This window comes from Streptomyces sp. NPDC001709 (genome assembly GCF_053596375.1).
The window spans coordinates 14433-32533 of the sequence record NZ_JBSFGB010000013.1; the positions used below are offsets into that span (position 1 = coordinate 14433).

16 protein-coding genes are annotated in these 18101 nt (G+C 71.1%); 9 read left to right on the forward strand and 7 right to left on the reverse strand.

The features are described from left to right. Positions 1-84: 84 nt before the first annotated feature. Positions 85-303: a hypothetical protein gene (locus tag ACWC0C_RS20055; RefSeq protein WP_450865115.1), complete on the forward strand. Its 219-nt coding sequence runs from the start codon at positions 85-87 to the stop codon at positions 301-303. Here the strand turns inward: ACWC0C_RS20055 and ACWC0C_RS20060 are convergent. Further along, on the reverse strand, positions 293-1093 hold the full coding sequence (locus tag ACWC0C_RS20060; RefSeq protein WP_449198202.1) for a site-2 protease family protein: 801 nt from the start codon (positions 1091-1093) through the stop codon (positions 293-295). The two genes, ACWC0C_RS20055 and ACWC0C_RS20060, sit on opposite strands and share 11 nt — an antisense overlap. A 122-nt stretch (positions 1094-1215) precedes the next feature. On the opposite strand from ACWC0C_RS20060, the gene ACWC0C_RS20065 reads away from it, so the two are divergent. Together ACWC0C_RS20065 and ACWC0C_RS20070 are read left to right on the forward strand one after the other, a co-directional pair. Then, complete coding sequence (locus tag ACWC0C_RS20065; RefSeq protein ID WP_449198203.1) at positions 1216-1698, forward strand: DUF6578 domain-containing protein; 483 nt, start codon at positions 1216-1218, stop codon at positions 1696-1698. 96 nt (positions 1699-1794) lie between these two features. Further along, on the forward strand, positions 1795-5049 hold the full coding sequence (locus ACWC0C_RS20070; protein WP_450865226.1) for a BTAD domain-containing putative transcriptional regulator: 3255 nt from the start codon (positions 1795-1797) through the stop codon (positions 5047-5049). 26 nt (positions 5050-5075) lie between these two features. Here the strand turns inward: ACWC0C_RS20070 and ACWC0C_RS20075 are convergent, their stop codons facing one another. The 3 genes from ACWC0C_RS20075 to panB all read right to left on the reverse strand — a co-directional run bounded on the left by ACWC0C_RS20075 (position 5076) and on the right by panB (position 7937). After that, positions 5076-5885, reverse strand: coding sequence for an ABC transporter permease (locus tag ACWC0C_RS20075; RefSeq protein ID WP_450865116.1), 810 nt, complete (start codon positions 5883-5885; stop codon positions 5076-5078). Then, the gene (locus ACWC0C_RS20080; RefSeq protein WP_449198205.1) at positions 5882-6907 is read right to left on the reverse strand and encodes an ATP-binding cassette domain-containing protein; all 1026 of its coding nucleotides are present in this window, start codon (positions 6905-6907) and stop codon (positions 5882-5884) included. The genes ACWC0C_RS20075 and ACWC0C_RS20080 overlap by 4 nt, the downstream gene beginning before the upstream one ends. A 163-nt stretch (positions 6908-7070) precedes the next feature. Continuing rightward, positions 7071-7937, reverse strand: a complete 867-nt coding sequence (gene panB / locus ACWC0C_RS20085; RefSeq protein WP_450865117.1) for a 3-methyl-2-oxobutanoate hydroxymethyltransferase — start codon at positions 7935-7937, stop codon at positions 7071-7073. Between the two features lie 228 nt (positions 7938-8165). Here panB and ACWC0C_RS20090 point away from each other — a divergent pair, with 228 nt between their 5' ends. The 4 genes from ACWC0C_RS20090 to ACWC0C_RS20105 all read left to right on the forward strand — a co-directional run bounded on the left by ACWC0C_RS20090 (position 8166) and on the right by ACWC0C_RS20105 (position 13017). Continuing rightward, entirely contained in the window at positions 8166-9752 is a 1587-nt protein-coding gene (locus ACWC0C_RS20090) for an MFS transporter (protein ID WP_449198207.1), read from the forward strand. 83 nt (positions 9753-9835) lie between these two features. Beyond that, positions 9836-10465, forward strand: a complete 630-nt coding sequence (locus ACWC0C_RS20095; protein WP_450865118.1) for a TetR/AcrR family transcriptional regulator — start codon at positions 9836-9838, stop codon at positions 10463-10465. A 268-nt stretch (positions 10466-10733) separates the two neighbouring features. Then, positions 10734-11702, forward strand: a complete 969-nt coding sequence (locus tag ACWC0C_RS20100; RefSeq protein ID WP_450865227.1) for an endonuclease/exonuclease/phosphatase family protein — start codon at positions 10734-10736, stop codon at positions 11700-11702. Between the two features lie 91 nt (positions 11703-11793). Continuing rightward, complete coding sequence (locus ACWC0C_RS20105; protein WP_450865119.1) at positions 11794-13017, forward strand: MFS transporter; 1224 nt, start codon at positions 11794-11796, stop codon at positions 13015-13017. A 106-nt stretch (positions 13018-13123) separates the two neighbouring features. On the opposite strand, the gene ACWC0C_RS20110 is transcribed toward ACWC0C_RS20105, so the two are convergent. From ACWC0C_RS20110 to ACWC0C_RS20120, 3 genes are all read right to left on the reverse strand, one after another. Next, positions 13124-15067 carry a S53 family peptidase gene (locus ACWC0C_RS20110; protein ID WP_450865120.1) on the reverse strand — a complete coding sequence of 648 codons (1944 nt, stop codon included), beginning with the start codon at positions 15065-15067 and terminating at the stop codon, positions 13124-13126. Between the two features lie 233 nt (positions 15068-15300). Continuing rightward, positions 15301-15936, reverse strand: coding sequence for a DUF305 domain-containing protein (locus ACWC0C_RS20115; protein WP_450865121.1), 636 nt, complete (start codon positions 15934-15936; stop codon positions 15301-15303). Next, positions 15933-16601 (reverse strand): DUF3105 domain-containing protein, encoded by a 669-nt coding sequence (locus ACWC0C_RS20120; RefSeq protein ID WP_450865122.1) that lies wholly within the window; start codon positions 16599-16601, stop codon positions 15933-15935. Before ACWC0C_RS20120 ends, ACWC0C_RS20115 begins: the two co-directional genes overlap by 4 nt. Positions 16602-16775: 174 nt before the next feature. On the opposite strand from ACWC0C_RS20120, the gene ACWC0C_RS20125 reads away from it, so the two are divergent. After that, a complete protein-coding gene (locus ACWC0C_RS20125; RefSeq protein WP_450865123.1) occupies positions 16776-17231 on the forward strand; it encodes an RrF2 family transcriptional regulator in 456 nt (151 codons plus the stop codon). A 46-nt stretch (positions 17232-17277) separates the two neighbouring features. Continuing rightward, positions 17278-18099: a hypothetical protein gene (locus ACWC0C_RS20130; RefSeq protein ID WP_450865124.1), complete on the forward strand. Its 822-nt coding sequence runs from the start codon at positions 17278-17280 to the stop codon at positions 18097-18099. Positions 18100-18101 lie beyond the last annotated feature (2 nt).

The following is an 18101-nucleotide window of genomic DNA, read 5'->3' on the forward strand; positions in this document are numbered from 1 at the left end:
CCCATGGGGGACACTGGTCGGCGAAGCAGTTCCGAGCAGTGTCCCCGACGAGATCCGCCAGGATCCGACAGGAGTCCCCCAGTCATGTCCCCCTTGCCCCCACCCGGCCCGGCCCGGCGACTCGCCCTCTATGTCCTCGTCGTCTGCGTCCTCTCTGTGGCCGCCGCCGTCGTCTCCTTCGCCCAGGGCAGCTGGCTGGGGATCGTCTGGGTGCTGCTGGCGGGCCTGACGTCCAACATGACCTGGTACTACGTCAAGCGCGGCCGGGCCGCCGCCGGGCAGGGCAAGTCCGTCACGGGTTGATCTGGCAGATCTCGGGGGTGCCCTGCCAGAAGCGGTACAGCTCCTGGCCGCAGTAGCGCGGGAAGTCGCCCACGCCCAGGTCGCGCATGAGGGCGTCGATCAGGTCGAAGAACACGTGGTTGACCGAGGGCACCCACAGCAGCGCGAACACGAACAGCAGGCCGAACTGCGCGAACGGCTCCACCTGGCGCTTCACCTTGTACGACAGCCACGGCTCGATGACGCCGTAGCCGTCCAGGCCCGGCACCGGCAGGAAGTTCAGGATCGCCGCCGTCACCTGGAGCATGGCAAGGAACGCCAGCGCGTACTGGAAGTCGGCGGGGACGCCGTCCAGCGCGTGCAGCCAAAAAGGTGCGGTGCACACGGCCGCGAACAGCGCGTTCGTCAGCGGGCCCGCCGCCGAGATCAGGCTGTGCCTCCAGCGGCCCCGGATCCGGCGGCGCTCGATGAACACCGCGCCGCCGGGCAGACCGATCCCGCCCATGATCACGAAGAGCACCGGGAGCACGATGCTCAGCAGCGCGTGGGTGTACTTCAGCGGGTTCAGCGTGAGGTAGCCCTTCGCGCCGACCGTGATGTCGCCGCTGTGCAGGGCCGTGCGCGCGTGTGCGTACTCGTGCAGGCACAGGGAGACGATCCAGGCCGCGGTCACGAACAGGAACACCGCTATGCCCGGCTGCGACGCATATCCCGTCCAGGTGGCCCAGCCCGTCACCGCCGTCACGGCCAGGATCCCGACGAACACGGGGCTGACCCGGCGGTCGCCGCGGCGGGTGGTGGCGGTGGTCATCGGCGGGCTCCTGTACGGAAGGCGGCGGACGGTCGCGGACTGCGACCGTACCGGCCGCGGGCCCGTCCCGGAAACGTCTCGCGCCGGCCGTCCGGTTCCTGGACCCTGGAGGGATGCCACGGATGAGGGTGTTCTACGAGGACTGGCAGATGGGCTGCTGTGGCACGCCGTTCGCGGTGGGCGACGAGGTGGCGTGGAAGCTGGTCGCCTACCCCGAGCAGGACCGGCGGGAGAACGCCGGGTACGCCGAGGCGTGGGTGGAGAACCACGGCGGCCCGGACCGTGCGACCCCCGGCCGGGTCCACGCCGTCGACCTGGTCCACGAGGAGTACGGCTACCTCCTGCCCGACCCCGGGTTCGAAGCCGTGGCGCCGGAGGGCGGGACCGTCGTCCGGGGCATGGGGCGCTGCCTCGAACCAGTACCCGGGACCGTCACGCTGGAGCCCGTGGACAGTTGCCCGAAGTGGTTCGGGGAGGTGGACCGCGGCACGGTGGACGGCATGGGGAGGGTCCGCCGCACCTGCGGTGTCCTCGTCACCCTGGACGCCCCGGACACCGCGCACGTCCTTCGGGCCCCGTACCTCCCGGACGAGCTTGAGGACTGATATGGGCAATATGTTCGAATTTTTGCGACGTTATCGCGCCACATCCCCGGTGAGACCCGGCGAGCGGCCCTGATGGCACCTGAGGCACCGGCGACAATGGTCCCCGTGCGCTACCGGCTCCTCGGCACCACCCAGGTACTCCGCCCCGACGGCACGGCCGTCCCGGTCGGCGGGGCGCGGTTGCGTGCCCTGCTGGGCGTGCTCGCGCTCCGGGCCGGGCGGACCGTGCCCGTGGGCGTGCTCGTCGACGAGGTGTGGGGCGCCGACCCGCCCGGCGACGCCGCGGGGGCGCTCCAGGCGCTCGTCGGACGGCTGCGCCGTACCCTCGGCGCGGACGCCGTCGCCTCCGCCGACGGCGGCTACCGGCTCACCGCCGCGCCCGACGACGTCGATCTCACCCGGTTCGAACGGCTGGCCGGCGACGGCCGGCGGGCCCTCGCCGACGGCGACCCGGCCAAGGCCGCCGCCGTCCTGGACGACGCGCTCGCCCTGTGGCGCGGCCCGGCGCTCGCCGACCTGCCCGACCACACCGCCGAGGCGGCCCGCTGGGAGACCCGCCGCCTCGACGCCCTGCGCGCCCGGCACGCCGCCGCCCTCGCCCTCGGACACGCCGAGCAGTCCCTGCCCGAGCTGACCGCCCTGTGCGACAGCCACCCGCTGGACGAGCCCCTGCAGGCGCTGCGGCTGCGCGCCCTGCGCGACGCCGGCCGCCCCGCCCAGGCGCTGGCCGCCTACGAGGACGTACGACGGCTGCTCGCGGACCGGCTCGGTTCCGACCCCGGCCCCGAACTGCGCGCCCTGCACGCCGAGTTGCTGACGGAAGACCCCCGGGAGCCCGAGAGCCCCGTCCTCGGCAATCTGCCCGCCCGGCTCACCTCCTTCGTCGGCCGGGAAGCCGACATCGAGGCCATCGGCGCCGATCTCACCGCCGCCCGCCTCGTCACCTTGCTCGGGCCCGGCGGCGCCGGGAAGACCAGGCTGTCCCAGGAGGCCGCCGAGGCCGTACGGCACACCGTCCGGGACGGAGTGTGGCTGGCCGAACTGGCGCCCGTGGACGACCCGGAGGCCGTACCGCAGGCCGTGCTCACCGCGATCGGCGCCCGCGACACCCTCCTGCACGGCGCCGGCGCCGAGACCATGCGGGCGGTCGCCGACCGGTACGACGACCCCCTCGAACGGATCGTGGAGCACTGCGCCCGGCGCCGGATGCTGATCGTCCTGGACAACTGCGAGCATGTCATCGAGGCGGCCGCCCGGCTCGCCGAGCGCCTGCTGGCCCGCTGTCCGGGGCTGACCGTCCTCGCCACCAGCCGCGAACCCCTCGGCGTGCCGGGGGAGTTGCTGCGCCCGGTGGAGCCGCTGCCGGAGCCGGTCGCGCTACGGTTGTTCGCCGACCGGGGCGCGGCGGCCCGGCCCGGATTCCGGGTCGAGGACGATCCCGGGGCCTGCGCCGAGATCTGCCGGCGGCTCGACGGACTGCCCCTCGCGATCGAGCTGGCCGCCGCCCGGCTGCGGATGCTGACCCCGCGCCAGATAGCCGACCGGCTCGACGACCGCTTCCGGCTGCTGACTTCGGGCAGCCGTACCGTACTGCCCCGCCAGCAGACCCTCCGCGCGGTCGTGGACTGGTCCTGGGAGCTGCTGGACGCGGACGAACGGGACGTCCTCGCCCGGCTGTCCGTCTTCGCCGGCGGCTGCGACCTGGCCGCCGCCGAGGCCGTGTGCGGCCCCGTCGCCCTGGACGCCCTCGGCTCCCTGGTCGACAAGTCCCTGGTGGTCGCCGCTCCCGCGGCCGAGGGCGGGATGCGCTACCGGCTCCTGGAGACCGTCGCCGAGTACGCCGGTGAACGGCTCGACGAGGCCGGCCGCCGCACCGACGCCGAACGCGCCCACCTGACGTACTACCGCGAACTCGCCCGCACCACCGACCCGTTGCTGCGCGGCCCCGAACAGCGCACCGCCATCGACCGGTTCCAGCTGGAGTACGAGAACCTGCGCACCGCGCTGCGGCACGCCGTCGCCGCGCGGGACGAGCAGGAGGCGCTGTGCCTCGTGCTGTCCCTGGTCGTCTTCTGGCAGATGCGGGACCAGCGCATCGAGACCCGCGCCTGGTGCGAGGAGGCCATGGCGCTCGGCCCCGACCCCTTCGCCGAACCCGTCCGGCCCGCCCAGCCGGTGTGGCAGCGCTGCACCGACGCCCCGCCCCCGTACACCGGCGAGATCCTCGCCGAGGCCCGGCGCGGCGTCCACCTCGCACATCTCGCCTGCATGGACCATGACCTGGACACCTGGCAGACCCCCGCCGCGCAGGCCAAACTGCACGCCATCACCCGGGTCTACGAACCGGGGCTGCCGCAGGCCTGCCGTACGCCCGGCCTGCTGTGGTTCTTCGCCGTGATGCTGACCGGCGGTGCGGGCCGGATGCGGGAGGTCATCGACGCCTGCGTGCGGACCTGCCGGAAGACGCCCGGCTTCGAGTGGGAACTGGCCGGCGCCCTGCAGTTGCGCGCCAATCTCCTCGCCAACCGCGCCGCCTGGGCCGGCAACGCCACCCGCGACGCCGAGGAGGCCCTGGAGATCTTCCGCCGCCTCGGCGACGCCTGGGGTATCGCCGAGGCGCTGTCCGCCCGTGGCGAGGCCCATGAACGCCAGGGCGCCTACCAGGAGGCCGCCGCCGACTACCGGGCCGCCATCGAACACGCCGAACGCCTCGGCGCCCGCGGGCAGTTGGCGATCCTGCGCGCCCGCCTCGGCAGCGTGCTCATGGAGGTGGGGAACATGGAGCGCGGCGAGCAACTGCTCCGGGAGGTCATCGCGAGCCAGGAGGGCTCCCACAACGAGGCGATGCCCGCCGCCCGGCTGTTCCTCGCCTGCTGGCTGGGACTGACCGGCCGCACCGCCGAGGCCCGGGAGCAACTGCGCCTGCTGCGCGAGGAGTTCAGGATCGCGCACTTCGTCGTCTTCGACTCCATGATTCTCACCCAGGAGGCCTGGCTGGACGCCCTCGACGGGCGTGCCGAGGACGCCCTGGACCGGACCCGGCGGGCGTTGCGCCTCGCGCAGGACCCGCTCGCGAAGGCAGTGGCCCCGCACCTGGACTCCGTGTGCCTCTACGCCGCGGCGATGGCCCTCGCCCGCCTCGACGGCGGCAGCCGTGCCGCCGACGCCGCGCGCTGCCTGGGCGCCAGCCACGCCCTGCTGCCGTCCGGGCACATCCTCTCCGGCGTCGAGCGCCGGTGCCGCGACATGGCCGAGGACCGGATCCGGGAGTCCCTGGACGAGCCGGCCTACCGGGCCGCGTACGCCGAGGGCGGTGGCCTCTCCCTCGCGGAGGCCACCGCCCTGGTCTGAGCCGCCCCGGTCGGGATGGGGGAACGTCAGCTCTTCGTGCGGAACTTGTGGATCGCGATCGGCCCCATGACCGCCGTGATCGCCACCGACCAGATGACCGTCACCCACACGTCGTGGGCCACCGGGCCGCCGACCATCAGCCCGCGGGCCGCGTCGGCGAGCGTGGACAGCGGGTTGTAGTCGGTGAAGCTCCGCAGCCAGCCGGGCATCGACTTGGTCGGGGCGAAGATCGAGGAGCCGAACTGCAGCGGGAACAGCACCAGGAAGCCCACGCCCTGCACCGACTGCGCGCTCTTCAGCATCACGCCGAGGGTGAGGAACACCCACATGATCGAGGAGGCGAACAGCGCGGACAGGCCCACGGTCGCGAACAGGCCGGCCCAGTGGTGGATGTGGAACCCCACCAGAACGGCGACGACCATCAGGATGACCGTGGCGAACAGCATCCGCACCAGCTCGACGGCGATCTTCGCGAACAGCACGGACCCGCGCCCGATCGGCAGCGTCCGGAAGCGGTCCATGACCCCGCTGTTGAAGTCCTGGCTGAACCCGGTGCCGACGCCCTGCGACAGGGTCATGCTCATCATCGCGATCATGCCCGGGATGACGTACTGCACGTAGTCGCCCTGGCCGCCGCCGAGCGCCTGCCCGATGGACCCGCCGAAGACGTACACGAACAGCAGGGTGAAGACGATCGGCATGAACAGCGCGTCGAACATCGACTCCGGGTCCTGGCGGATCCAGAGCAGATTACGGCGGATAAGCGCGCCGGTGTGCCGCAGATGTCCGCGCAGCGGGATCCGGACATCGGTCGAAGTGACTGCGGTGGCGCTCATACGGCGACCTCCTCGCGGGTGTCTGCGGGCGTGACGTCCTGCGGGGCACTGGCGCGATGGCCGGTGAGGGACAGGAACACCTCGTCCAGGCTGGGAAGTTCGGTGGTGATGGAGGAGATCGTGATGCCGCGCGCGGTCACCGCGCCGACCACGGCCGTCAGCTGTTCGTCGCTGAGGATCGGCACCAGCAGGGTCCCGGACTCGGTGTCCACGGTGGTGGTCGCGAGCCCGGTGATGCCCAGCTCGTCCAGCATCGCGGCGAGCGGGCGCAGCTGCAGGGGGTCGACCGGGCGGACCCGGAGCGTCCGCCCGCCGACGCGGGACTTCAGCTCCTCGATCCCGCCGGTGGCGATGACCTTGCCGCGGTCCACCACGGTCAGCTCGGAGGCGAGCTGTTCGGCCTCCTCCATGTACTGGGTGGTCAGCAGCACGGTGACGCCGTCGCCGACCATCGCCTTCACCTCGTCCCAGACCTCGTTGCGGGTACGGGGGTCGAGCCCGGTGGTCGGCTCGTCGAGGTAGAGCACGGCCGGCCGGCCGATCATGGAGGCGGCGAGGTCGAGCCGCCGCCGCATACCGCCGGAGTACGTGCTCGCGGGCCGCTTGGCCGCCTCCGTCAGGGAGAACCGCTCCAGCAGTTCGTCGGCGCGGGCGCGGGCGTCCTTGCGGGACAGGTCCAGCAGCCGGCCGATCATGTACAGGTTCTCCCAGCCGGGCAGCTTCTCGTCGACGGAGGCGTACTGCCCGGTGAGCCCTATGACCCGGCGCAGCTGCCGCGGCTGCCGTACGACGTCGTAGCCGGCCACGGTGGCCTGTCCGGCGTCGGGGGTGATCAGGGTGGACAGGATCCGTACGAGGGTGGTCTTACCGGCGCCGTTCGGACCGAGCACACCCATCACGGTGCCCTCGCGTACGTCCAGGTCGACACCGTCCAGCGCCTTGGTCTCGCCGTAGTGCTTGACCAGTCCCCGCACCGTCACTGCGTGGCTTACGCCGACGGGGTTGTCATCGATTCGCGTCATGGGGAAGACGGTGCCAGCGCCTGCCGACAAACCACCGACAGCCGACCGACACCGCGCCGACACCCCTGGGGGCGGAGCCCCCAGGGAGAGTGCCCCCCCACAAGGGGACAGCCCGCCGACGGGGGATGATCGGCGGGCTGTCCGAGGGTGTTGCCGCAGTGGTCTAGTGAACGGAGTGCTCCTCCAGCGGGAACGTCCCGCCGATCACATCCTCCGCGAACGCCTTGGCCGCGTCACCCATGACCGCACGCAGGTCGGCGTACTGCTTGACGAACTTCGGGACGCGACCGGAGGTCAGCCCCAGCATGTCGGTCCACACCAACACCTGCGCATCCGTCTCCGCACCGGCGCCGATACCGACGGTGGGAATGTGCAGCACCCGCGTCACCTCGGCCGCCAGCTCCGCCGGAACCAGTTCGAGGACGACCGCGAACGCACCCGCGTCCTGGACGGACTTCGCGTCGCGCAGGAGCTGCTGGGCCGCTTCCTCGCCCCGGCCCTGCACGCGGTAGCCCATGGCGTTCACGGACTGCGGGGTCAGGCCGATGTGGGCCATGACCGGGATGCCCGACTCGACCAGGAGCTGGATCTGTTCGTGCGAGCGCTCGCCGCCCTCCAGCTTGACCGCGCCGACCCCGGCCTCCTTCACCAGCCGGGTCGCCGAGCGCAGCGCCTGCACCGGGCCCTCCTGGTAGGAGCCGAAGGGGAGGTCGCCGACGATCAGGGCGCGCTGCGTGCCGCGGACCGCGGCCGCCGACAGCATCGTCATCTCGTCGAGGGTGACGGGCACGGTCGACTCGTACCCGAGGTGACAGTTGCCCGCCGAGTCGCCGACCAGGATCACCGGGATCCCGGTCTCGTCGAAGACGGACGCGGTCATCGCGTCGTAGGCGGTGAGCATGGGCCACTTCTCGCCCCGCTCCTTGGCGAGGGCGATGTCGCGGACGGTGATGCGACGGGTGCCCTTCCCCCCGTACAGCGCCTTGCTGCCGTCGGAAGGCTTCGTGTGGGCAGCCGAAAGCTGCGTCATGGCAACGGCTCCTTCAGTCATCTCGAGGCGCCCTGACGGCGTCCCCGGATCGTCTCCATGGTGGCACCTCGTGCCAGTCAGGACCAGGGGGGTCCCCTGTGATCCCCGCCCATGGCCGATCCGCGCTCTTGCCGGAAGCAAGCGATCCCTGAGCGAGCTGTGTAAGCCCTTGGTAAAGAAATAAGATACGAGACCGTTCCGTATCGGAATGGCCGTACGCTCGACTACATGACAAGTCCCGTCCCTGCCTCCCGGATACCGGAAGCGGTGCACCGGCGCCGCTGGGCGATCCTCGGCGTACTGATGCTGAGCCTGCTCATCGTGGTGCTCGACAACTCGATCCTGAACGTCGCGATCAAGACCATTTCCAGCCCCGCGCCGACCGGCCTCGGCGCCACCCAGGGCCAGATCGAGTGGGCGATCAACGCCTACACCCTCGTCTTCGCCGGCCTGCTGTTCACCGCCGGCCTCATCGGCGACCGCCTCGGCCGCAAGAAGGTGCTGCTCGGCGGCATCGCCGTGTTCGGCATCGGCTCCGCGCTCGCCGCCGAGTCCGGCTCGCCGGGCCAGCTGATCGCCTACCGCGCCCTGATGGCCCTCGGTGCCGCCTTCGTCATGCCCGCCACCCTGGCCGTCCTGATGAACGTCTTCGAGCGCGAGGAGCAGCCGAAGGCCATCGGTATCTGGGCGGGCGGTGTGGGACTCGCCATCGCCATCGGGCCGATCACCGGCGGTGCGCTGCTCGACCACTTCTGGTGGGGCTCGGTCTTCTTCATCAACGTGCCCATCGTGATCATCGCGCTGATCCTGATGACCTGGCTGGTGCCCGACTCCAGGGACCCCAAGCCGGGCCGCCTCGACCCCGTCGGCGTCGTGCTGTCCGTCGTCGGCCTCGTGCTGCTGGTCTACGGCATCATCAAGGGCGGCGAGCTGGCCGACTTCACCGACCCCAAGGTGCTGGCGACCATCATCGCCGGCCTCGTCGTCCTGGCCGGTTTCGTCGTCTTCGAGAAGCGCAGCGACCACCCGTCGCTCGACGTCACCTACTTCAAGAACAAGGTCTTCTCGGCCGCCATGAGCGCCATCGCGCTGGTCTTCTTCGCGCTGATGGGCGTCACGTTCTTCAGCGTGTTCTACACCCAGAGCGTGCGTGGCTACTCACCGCTGCAGTCCGGTCTGCTGCTGCTGCCACTGGCCGCCGCACAGTTGATCTTCGCGCCGCGCGCCCGGCTGGTCGTCGAGCGGTTCGGCAACAAGGCCACCACCACCGCCGGCCTGGTCCTGATCGCCGCCACACTGGCCGCGTTCGCCGGCTTCGAGGCCGACACCCCGATCTGGCTGCTCGAGGTCGTCTTCTTCCTCATGGGCACCGGCATGGCGCACATCATGACGCCGACCTCGGTCGTCATCATGCAGGCGCTGCCGCGCGAGAAGGCCGGCTCCGCCTCCGCGCTCAGCAACACCTTCCGCCAGGTCGGCGGCGCCCTCGGCATCGCCGTCCTCGGCTCGGTGCTCGCCACGTCGTACCGCAACGGCATCGAGGGCAAGCTCGGCATGCTGCCGCCCGGCCTGCGCGACACGGCCGCCGAGTCCATCGAGGCCACCCTCGGCGTCGCCGGCAAGCTCGGCCCGCAGGGCAAGGCCCTGGTCAGCCCCGCCAACGACGCGTTCCTGCACGCCATGCACGTCACCGCGCTGTGCGGGGTGGGTGTCGCGCTGATCGGCGCCGTGGTGACGGCCCTGTTCCTGCCGGGCAGGCCGCCGGCCGCTCAGCAGGGCGAGAAGGAAACGGAGTTGGTCGCGGCCGCGGACTGACGACTGACGCGGACCGCGGGTTGAACGGGGGGAGGAGGTCGCTGCGGGACAATTCCCGTAGCACGCGAGAGGACGGACAAGAAGTGAGCCTTGCCGAGAGCCGGCCGCGACCGGACGGGCCCGTGCGGGGACGCCCCCGCAGCGAGGCCGTGGAACGCGCCATCGTGGAAGGCGTGATGAAGCTCCTGGAGGACGGCGTACCGCTCGCCGAACTCTCCATCGAGCGCGTCGCACGCACGGCCGGGGTCGGCAAGGCCACCATCTACCGCCGCTGGAGCGGCAAGGAGGAGCTGTTCGTCGACGTCGTACGCGCCGCCGAACCCCCCGACCCCGAACTCCCCGGCACCTCCCTGCGCGACGACCTCGTCGCGCTGCTGGAGCATCTGCGCCAACGCGGCCTCGCCAGCCGTTCGTCGGCGCTGCTGCACAACGTGTACGCGCAGATGAAGTCCAGCCCCAGGATCTGGTCGGAGTACCACAAAGCCGTCGTCGCGCCCCGCCGCGCCCTCGCCATGGCGGCGCTGCGCCGGGCGCGCGAGAACGGCGAAGTGCGGCCGGACGTCGACCCGGACCTGGCCATCGACATGATCGTCGGCCCGATGCTCGTGCGCACCATCATGCGCCCCGACGCCGACCTGCCCGAGGACCTGGCGGAACGGATCGTCGACGCGGCCCTGGAAGGCCTACGGCCCGTCAGCTCGACAGCCTCGTAGCATCAATGTGCGCGTTTCGTCACAACCCCGGGCGTCCCGGGGGTGAACGGAACTCCCCGCACCGCCTTGTTCGTCCTCGTCTTCCGTACGGCCGTCATGGGACGGCGGGAACGTAGCCGATCATCCCCTAGGGTCGGAAGAGCACGGGGGAACGACGGTGTGCACGGCAGGCAGTGAGGCAGACGGTATGGCGCAGCAGGCGTACATGACGGAGACGGCGGACGGCGGCTCGGGGCCCGAGCGACCGGGATCCCGGCTTCGGCGCCTGATGCACCGCCTCTTCGCCGGCTGGCGCGGTGATCCGCACATCTGGCGCCGCGGCATCGTCCTGGCCGCGCTCGCCCTGATCCTGGCCCTGGTGATGCTGCTGCACTCGCGCATCCCGAACCGGGTGGGCAACCTCGGCAGCCTCACCGAGACGTTTCTGCCCTGGCTGGGGCTCGCCGTTCCGGTGCTCATCCTCCTCGGCCTGATCCGGAAGTCGGCGACCGCGCTGATCGCCGTGCTCCTCCCGGCGATCGTGTGGCTGAATCTCTTCGGCGGGCTGCTCACCGACAAGTCGGGCTCGGGCGGGGACCTGATGGTGGCCACCCACAACGTCAACGCCGAGAATCCCGACCCGGCCGGGACCGCCCGCGACGTGGCCGCCTCCGGTGCCGACATCCTGGCGCTGGAGGAGGTCCCCGGCACCGCCGTGGCCGTCTACGAGGAGGCGCTCGCGCCGACGTACAAGTACCACGCGGTCGTCGGCACGGTCGGCCTGTGGAGCAAGTACCCGATGAGCGACGTCCAGGCCGTCGACATCAAGCTCGGCTGGAAGCGGGCGATGCGGGCCACCGTGACCACCCCCAAGGGGCCGCTCGCGGTGTACGTCGCCCACATGCCCTCGGTGCGGGTGAAGATGGAGGCCGGGTTCACCGCCCGGCAGCGCGACAAGAGCGCCGACGCGCTCGGCGAGGCCATCGCCGACGAGCCCCTGAAACAGGTCGTCCTGCTCGGCGATCTGAACGGCACGATGAACGACCGTTCGCTCAACGCCGTCACCTCCCAGATGCGCTCCACGCAGGGCGCGGCCGGCAGCGGCTTCGGGTTCAGCTGGCCGGCGTCGTTCCCGATGGCGCGGATCGACCAGATCATGGTCAGGGGCGCCGAGCCGGAGAGCTCCTGGACGCTGCCGCGCACCGGCAGCGACCACTTGCCGGTGGCCGCTCGTGTGAAGCTGGACACGTCGTCGTAACCGAGGGGAATACTGGGTCTGAGAGACTTTGTTCCGTAGCTGAACATAGACAGGTACGGAACCCGCTCTCTCTGAAAGGCAAAGGCCCTTCATGCCCCTGGCCCTGCTCGCTCTGGCCGTCGGCGCATTCGGAATAGGTACGACCGAGTTCGTGATGATGGGCCTGCTGCCCGACGTCGCGGACGACCTGCACATCTCGATCCCCGCCGCCGGGCACCTGGTCTCGGCGTACGCGCTGGGCGTGGTGATCGGCGCCCCCCTGCTGGCCGCGCTCACGGCCCGCATGTCCCGCCGTACGGTCCTGATCGCCCTGATGGCGATGTTCGTGGCGGGCAACGCACTGTCGGCCTTCGCCCCCGGCAACGGCTCCCTGCTCGCCGCCCGCTTCCTCAGCGGCCTGCCGCACGGCGCCTTCTTCGGCGTGGGCGCGGTCGTCGCCACGGCGATGGTCCCGCCGGAGCGCAAGGCCCGCTCCGTCTCCCTGATGTTCCTCGGCCTGACCGTGGCCAACGTCGCGGGTGTCCCGGTAGCCACGCTCATCGGCCAGCACCTGGGCTGGCGGGCCACCTTCCTGGGCGTGAGCGTGATCGGCGTGGCGGCGATCGCCTCCCTCGCCCTCCTGATCCCCCACGACCGGGCGCACGCCGCCTCCTCTGCCGGGCTGCGCGGCGAACTGGCCGCCCTGCGCTCCCTGCCGGTCTGGCTGGCCCTCGGTACGACGGTGGCGGGCTTCGGCGCGCTCTTCGCGGCCTACAGCTACGTCACCCCGATGCTGACGGACGCGGCGGGCTACGCCGAGTCGAACGTGACGCCGCTGCTCGCGCTGTTCGGCGTGGGCGCCACGGCCGGCAACCTGCTCGGCGGGCGCCTGGCGGACCACTCACTGCGGGGCACGCTGTTCGGCGGCCTGGCCTCCCTGGGGCTCGTCCTGCTCCTCTTCCCGCTGCTGATGCGGGCGGAGTGGAGCGCGGCCCTGGCAGTGACCCTGCTGGGCATGGCGGCGTTCATCACCGGCTCACCGCTCCAGCTGATGGTGATGGAGAAGGCGTCGGCGGCCCCCTCCCTGGCCTCCTCCGCCAACCAGGCGGCCTTCAACCTGGCCAACGCCGGCGGCGCCTGGACCGGCGGCCTGGCCCTCGCGGCGGGCTTCGGTACGACGTCCCCGGCACTGGCCGGCGCGCTGCTGGCGGCGCTGGGGCTGGGCGTCGCGGGGGTGGCGTACGCGGTCGACCGACGCCGGGTGATTCCGTCCGCGGCACGGGAGAGGCTGGTCGCGGCCCACGTGCCGGAGGGGGCGGGGGCGCTGCACCGCTGACTTGCCCACCTGAGCGAGTCCGCGTGACGCACAACGCAAAGGGGGCGTGAGGTCACCAGGACCTCACGCCCCTCGCCCCTCAACGGAGCGTCAGCGCGTCAGCGCGTCAGTGCTTCTTCGCGTACGACTGCACGTAACCACCCGCCGGCGAACCGACACCCGTCACGTCGTCGTAGCCCTTGACCGCCGACAGCGAGCTGTCCTTGCCCAGGCTGCGTGCCGAGTACAGCAGGCCGCCCTTCGCGTCGAAGCCGTTGGCGAAGTCCACGCGGGCGACCGCCAGGCCGGAGCCGGTCGGGTTGTCCGTGACGTCGTGGAAGACGCCCTGCTTGCCGTACTTGGCGTAGATCGTCGGGTTGGCGAAGCCGATCGCCTTGCCGCCGTGCGCCTCCTGGGCCAGCGCCTGGACCGCCGCGATCACCGGAGCGGCGAGCGAGGTGCCGCCGATGCGGTACTCGCTGTACTGCTGCGAGCCGTCCGGGAAGGTCTGGGTCTGGCCGACCAGGAAGCCGGTGTTCGGGTCGGCGATGGCCGCGATGTCCGGGACGACGCGGTTGCCGGCGGCGTTGTTGGCCGTGGCCAGCGCGTTCGGGACGATGCCCTTCTGGTAGTACGGCTGCGGCACGGTCTTGCTGGTGCCGCCGCCCGCGCCCGAGGTGAACGCGCCGGGGAAGTTCGTCCAGCTCTTGCCGTCGGCCGACAGGGTCGCCTTCTCGGTGCCCCAGCCGGTCTCCCACTGGTACTTGTCGCCCTTGCCGACGGCCAGCGAGGTGCCGCCGACCGCCGTCACCCACGCCGAGTTGGCCGGGGTGTCGACCTGCTTCGTACCGGACTTGGCGGCCTGGTCGCCGTCGTCACCGGAGGAGAAGTAGAAGCCGATGCCCTGCACCGCGCCCAGCTGGAAGACCTGGTCGTAGGCGGCCGCGAGGTCCGGCGTCTGGTTGGCCTCGATGTCGCCCCAGGAGTTGGAGACGATGTCGGCGAGGTGGTTGTCGACCACCTTGCTGAGGGAGTCCAGCAGGTCGGCGTCGTAGCAGGAGGCCGCACCGACGTAGGTGATGTCGGCGTCGGGGGCGACGGCGTGTGCGGCTTCCACGTCGAGGGTCTCCTCGCCGTACCAGCCGGCCGCGCCGCACTCCTTGGTCTTGGTGTAGTTGTTCGGCAGCACCTGGTGCAGCTGGCCGGTCTTCCAGGCCGCGTCGCCGTTCTTCAGCGCGTACTTGCCCGCGTCGAAGGCGATGGTCGGCGAGGCGTAGGCGTCGGTGATGGCGATGCGGACGCCCTTGCCGGTGTAGTCGCCGGCGCCGTAGGCGGCGCGCAGCTGCTTGCCGGTGTACCCCTTGATCGCGTACGGGATCTTACCGCCGTACGCGTCCGGCAGGGTCGTTGCGATGTTCGAGCCGTAGTACGACGAGAACGGCCCGGCGTTCTTGAACACGGCGTCCGGCGGCGGCAGCTGGTCGTCGTGGTTGGACTTGTGCGGGGCGTTGTCCAGGCCGGTGACGGTCAGGACGGCGCCCTTCAGGCTGTCCGGCACGGAGGCCGTCTGCGCCGGGGCGCGGTAGGTCGCCGAGCCCTTGGCGTAGTTGTGCAGCTGGGTGCCGAAGGCCTTCTCGGCGGCGGCCACGTCACCGGAGACGGCGACGTAGTGCGAGGTGACCCCGGTGACCTTCAGGCCGGCCGACGTCAGCCAGGACTTGACGGCGGCCACCTGCGCCTTGGTGGCCCCGAACTGGGCCTGCGCCTTCTTGGCGCTCAGGTACTTGCCGTAGAGCGGCGAGCTGGGGTCGGACACGGCCTTGGCGTAGGCCGCGAGGCCCGCCGCGTTCTTGCCGGCCAGGTAGACCCGGGCGTTCACCTGGGCGCTGTCCGAGGTCGCGCCCTTGTCCGCCTTGGCCGTGGCCCACAGCGGCTTGGTGCCCTTCAGTGCCTCACGGGCGGGGCTGTCCGCGGCGTGTGCCGCGGGTATGCCCAGCGCCAGCGCGCCGGCGACCATGGGCAGTGTCGCTGCCATGCTCATGGCGCGCAGCTTGGCGCGGTTGGATCTCATAGAACCCCCTGCGATGCGGTTCGCATGCATGTAGTGGTCGGTACGTCATGCATCCGCGCGCCGGCCCGCGGCGGTTCGGCCGGCCGTATGGATCACACGATGGGGGCCACTCTGTCGATGAACCGTTCATGCCAGGGGAAGGTAAAGGTCAAGAAAAGCTCAAGTAGCCGCCAGGTGGGGCGATTTGCGACGTTTATCCTTACAGCTGTGTTACGAAACGACTTGCCCGCTGTTCATGAACGCGGTTTCGCTCCCCGCTCCTTGAGTATCCCCGCCATCACCTGAAGCTCCGACTGCTGCGCGTCGACCATCCCCTGCGCGAGCCGCTTCTCCACGCCGACGGTGCACTTGGCCACGCATCCCTCGGCCATGTGGATGCCGCCCTTGTGATGGTCCGTCATCAGCTGCAGATACAGGATCTCGGCCTGCTTGCCGCTCAGCGACTGGAGCTTCTTCAGCTCCGTGTTCGTCGCCATGCCCGGCATCAGCGAACCGTCCCCGCGCTCGGGCATGTCACCCATGCCCATCCAGGCCATCGGCGGCTTGGCCGACACCTTCGGCAGTGCCCACAGATCCAGCCAGCCGAGCAGCATGCCGCGCTGGTTGGCCTGCGTCTGCGCGATGTCGTAGGCGAGTCGCCGCACCTCCTCGTTCTTGGTGCGGTCCCGGACGATGTACGACATCTCGACGGCCTGCTGGTGGTGTACGGCCATGTCCCGCGCGAACCCGGCGTCCGCCGACTCCGCGCCCGGCGTCGTCGTCGCCGAGCCGCCGCCGGAGTCCTCGGCGACCGCGTACGTGATCGCGCCGGCCGCGACGAGCACCGCCGCCGCGGCGCCCGCGATCCATCCGACGTGCCGACGCCTCACTTCATGACCCCGCCGGTGCAGGGGGCGCCCGGCTCGGGCGTCTGCTTGCCCTGGACATAGGTGGCGAAGAACTTGTCCACCTCGGGGTCGCTCGCGCTCTTGACGCTCACCTGGTGGCCCCACGCCGACAGGATCAGCGGGGCGGCCTGGTTCTCGTACGGGCTCATCAGCGAGAACGGCGTCTTCTTCACCTTGGCCGCGAGCGCGTCGATGTCGGCCTTGTTCGCCTTGCCGGTGTACGTCACCCAGACCGCGCCGTGCTCCAGCGCGTGCACGGCGTTCTCGTCCTGCACCGGCTTGGTGTAGACGTCGCCGTTGCAGTTGAGCCAGACCGGGTTGTGGTTGCCGCCGACCGGCGGGTGCATCGGGTACGACACCTTGCTCGTCACGTGGGTCCGCGCCAGCTTGCCGGACCAGGTCTGCACGCCGTCCTTGCCGGCGACCCAGTGTCCGGAGTCACCGGAGCTCTTGGAGTCGCTCGCGGTGTCCTTCTTGCCGGACTGGGAGTGCACGAGGACCACACCGCCGACCACCAGGCCGGCGACGATCACCACGCTCGCGGCGATGGTGAGCAGGCGGTTGCGGCGCTCGCGCGAACGCTCGGCGCGGCGCATCTCCTCTATGCGCGCCTTGCGTGCCGCGTTGCTGTTCTTGGCGGAACCCATGAGGTGTCCTTCTGGGGAAAAGGGCCGGCAACGGGAAGGGTGGGGCCCGCTGATCGTAATGGGGCAGGGGGCGGCTTCCGTAGGGAGGGCACGGCAAAGGAACGACCGGGGAGCGGGGAAAGCGGGGCCACGGGATAATTTGAACCGGGGATGCGGATTACCTACGCTCGCGGTATGCGGCTCCTGCGCTCCACCGACCTGGCCCTGCGCGTCCTGATGCGCCTGGCCGTCGCAGCCGACGACGCCACCCCCACCACCCGCCAGGTCGCGGCGGACATGGACGTGCCGTACACGCACGCCGCGAAGGTCGTCGCCGAACTCCAGCACCTGGGCCTCGTCGACGCCCGGCGCGGCCGGGGCGGCGGCCTCGCCCTCAGCACCGAGGGCCGTAGGGCGTCGGTCGGCGCGGTGGTGCGCACCTTCGAGGGCGACGGCGACGTGGTCGACTGCGAGGGGACGACGGGTACGGCCCCCTGCCCGCTGAACACCGGCTGCCGGCTGCGCGGGGCCCTGCGCCGGGCCCAGGAGGCGTTCTTCGCCGCGCTGGACCCGGTCACCGTGGACGAGATCGTCGCCGACCCGACAGGCCCGCTCCTGCTGGGTATCTCCCGGGGCCCGCAAACCGGTTGACGGCTTTCGTCGCGCCGCGTTCATCAGTGGGCGTTAAGGTGCGCGCGTGACGGAGGGGAACCGCGGGACGGATGACGAACGGTGGCACGAGTTCGTCAGGGAGTTCGAGGAGAGCAGGGGGATCCACGAGCCGAGCGCGGCCGAGCGCGAGGCCGGGGCCGAGGTCGCCACGAAGCGTCCGCGACGCCGAGGGCTCATGGTGGCGACGGCCGTCGCCGGTGCCGTGGCCGTGGTGGCCGGGGTGGGATTCTGGCTGAGCGCGGGACACGGGACGCGGCACGAGACGGCGGACAAGGCGGCGGGCCATGCGCCGGCCTCCTCCTCGCGGCGGCCGGCGAAGGCGACGGAGCCGGAGCGCTCGGCCGAGCCGTCCACGGCGCCGGCCTCGATGCTCACCCTGGACGAGGCGTTCCCGGCACACGTCGGCGGCTACACCAAGGTCTACCAGACAGGTGGCCGGCGCTGCACGGGCGCGATCGGCCCGAACCTGACCGCGCTGATCAAGGAGAGCAAGGGCTGTCAGGGCGTGATCGGGGCCCTGTACAAGGATGCGTCGGACAACCAGTACACGATCGTCGCGTTCGGTATGAAGGACCAGGCCGACGTCATCCGCCTGACCACCATCTTGACCATGAACGACACGGACTATGAGGTGCCGGTGCTGGTGCCGCCCGCTGGATCCGGTCTCAAGACGCTGCCGGCGGACAGCGCGGTGTCGCAGGCCTTCGCCGCGGACGACAACCTGCTGGTGGTCGGCATGGCCCAGTGGTCGGACGGTCACGCCGGCGACTTCGGGGGCCTGAACGACAGGCTCCGGCCGCTCATGGAGAAGGTGCGGAAGGAGGACGAAGCGCACCACCGCGGCTGAGC

Bases quoted from the DNA above. Each gene is read 5' to 3' on its own strand.
- ACWC0C_RS20090 (WP_449198207.1), top strand. From the start codon at position 8,166: ATGACAAGTCCCGTCCCTGCCTCCCGGATACCGGAAGCGGTGCACCGG.
- ACWC0C_RS20105 (WP_450865119.1), top strand. From the start codon at position 11,794: ATGCCCCTGGCCCTGCTCGCTCTGGCCGTCGGCGCATTCGGAATAGGT.
- ACWC0C_RS20060 (WP_449198202.1), bottom strand. From the start codon at position 1,093: ATGACCACCGCCACCACCCGCCGCGGCGACCGCCGGGTCAGCCCCGTG.
- ACWC0C_RS20055 (WP_450865115.1), top strand. From the start codon at position 85: ATGTCCCCCTTGCCCCCACCCGGCCCGGCCCGGCGACTCGCCCTCTAT.
- ACWC0C_RS20075 (WP_450865116.1), bottom strand. From the start codon at position 5,885: ATGAGCGCCACCGCAGTCACTTCGACCGATGTCCGGATCCCGCTGCGC.
- ACWC0C_RS20065 (WP_449198203.1), top strand. From the start codon at position 1,216: ATGAGGGTGTTCTACGAGGACTGGCAGATGGGCTGCTGTGGCACGCCG.
- ACWC0C_RS20100 (WP_450865227.1), top strand. From the start codon at position 10,734: ATGCACCGCCTCTTCGCCGGCTGGCGCGGTGATCCGCACATCTGGCGC.
- panB (WP_450865117.1), bottom strand. From the start codon at position 7,937: ATGACGCAGCTTTCGGCTGCCCACACGAAGCCTTCCGACGGCAGCAAG.
- ACWC0C_RS20080 (WP_449198205.1), bottom strand. From the start codon at position 6,907: ATGACGCGAATCGATGACAACCCCGTCGGCGTAAGCCACGCAGTGACG.
- ACWC0C_RS20110 (WP_450865120.1), bottom strand. From the start codon at position 15,067: ATGAGATCCAACCGCGCCAAGCTGCGCGCCATGAGCATGGCAGCGACA.
- ACWC0C_RS20125 (WP_450865123.1), top strand. From the start codon at position 16,776: ATGCGGCTCCTGCGCTCCACCGACCTGGCCCTGCGCGTCCTGATGCGC.
- ACWC0C_RS20070 (WP_450865226.1), top strand. From the start codon at position 1,795: ATGGTCCCCGTGCGCTACCGGCTCCTCGGCACCACCCAGGTACTCCGC.
- ACWC0C_RS20120 (WP_450865122.1), bottom strand. From the start codon at position 16,601: ATGGGTTCCGCCAAGAACAGCAACGCGGCACGCAAGGCGCGCATAGAG.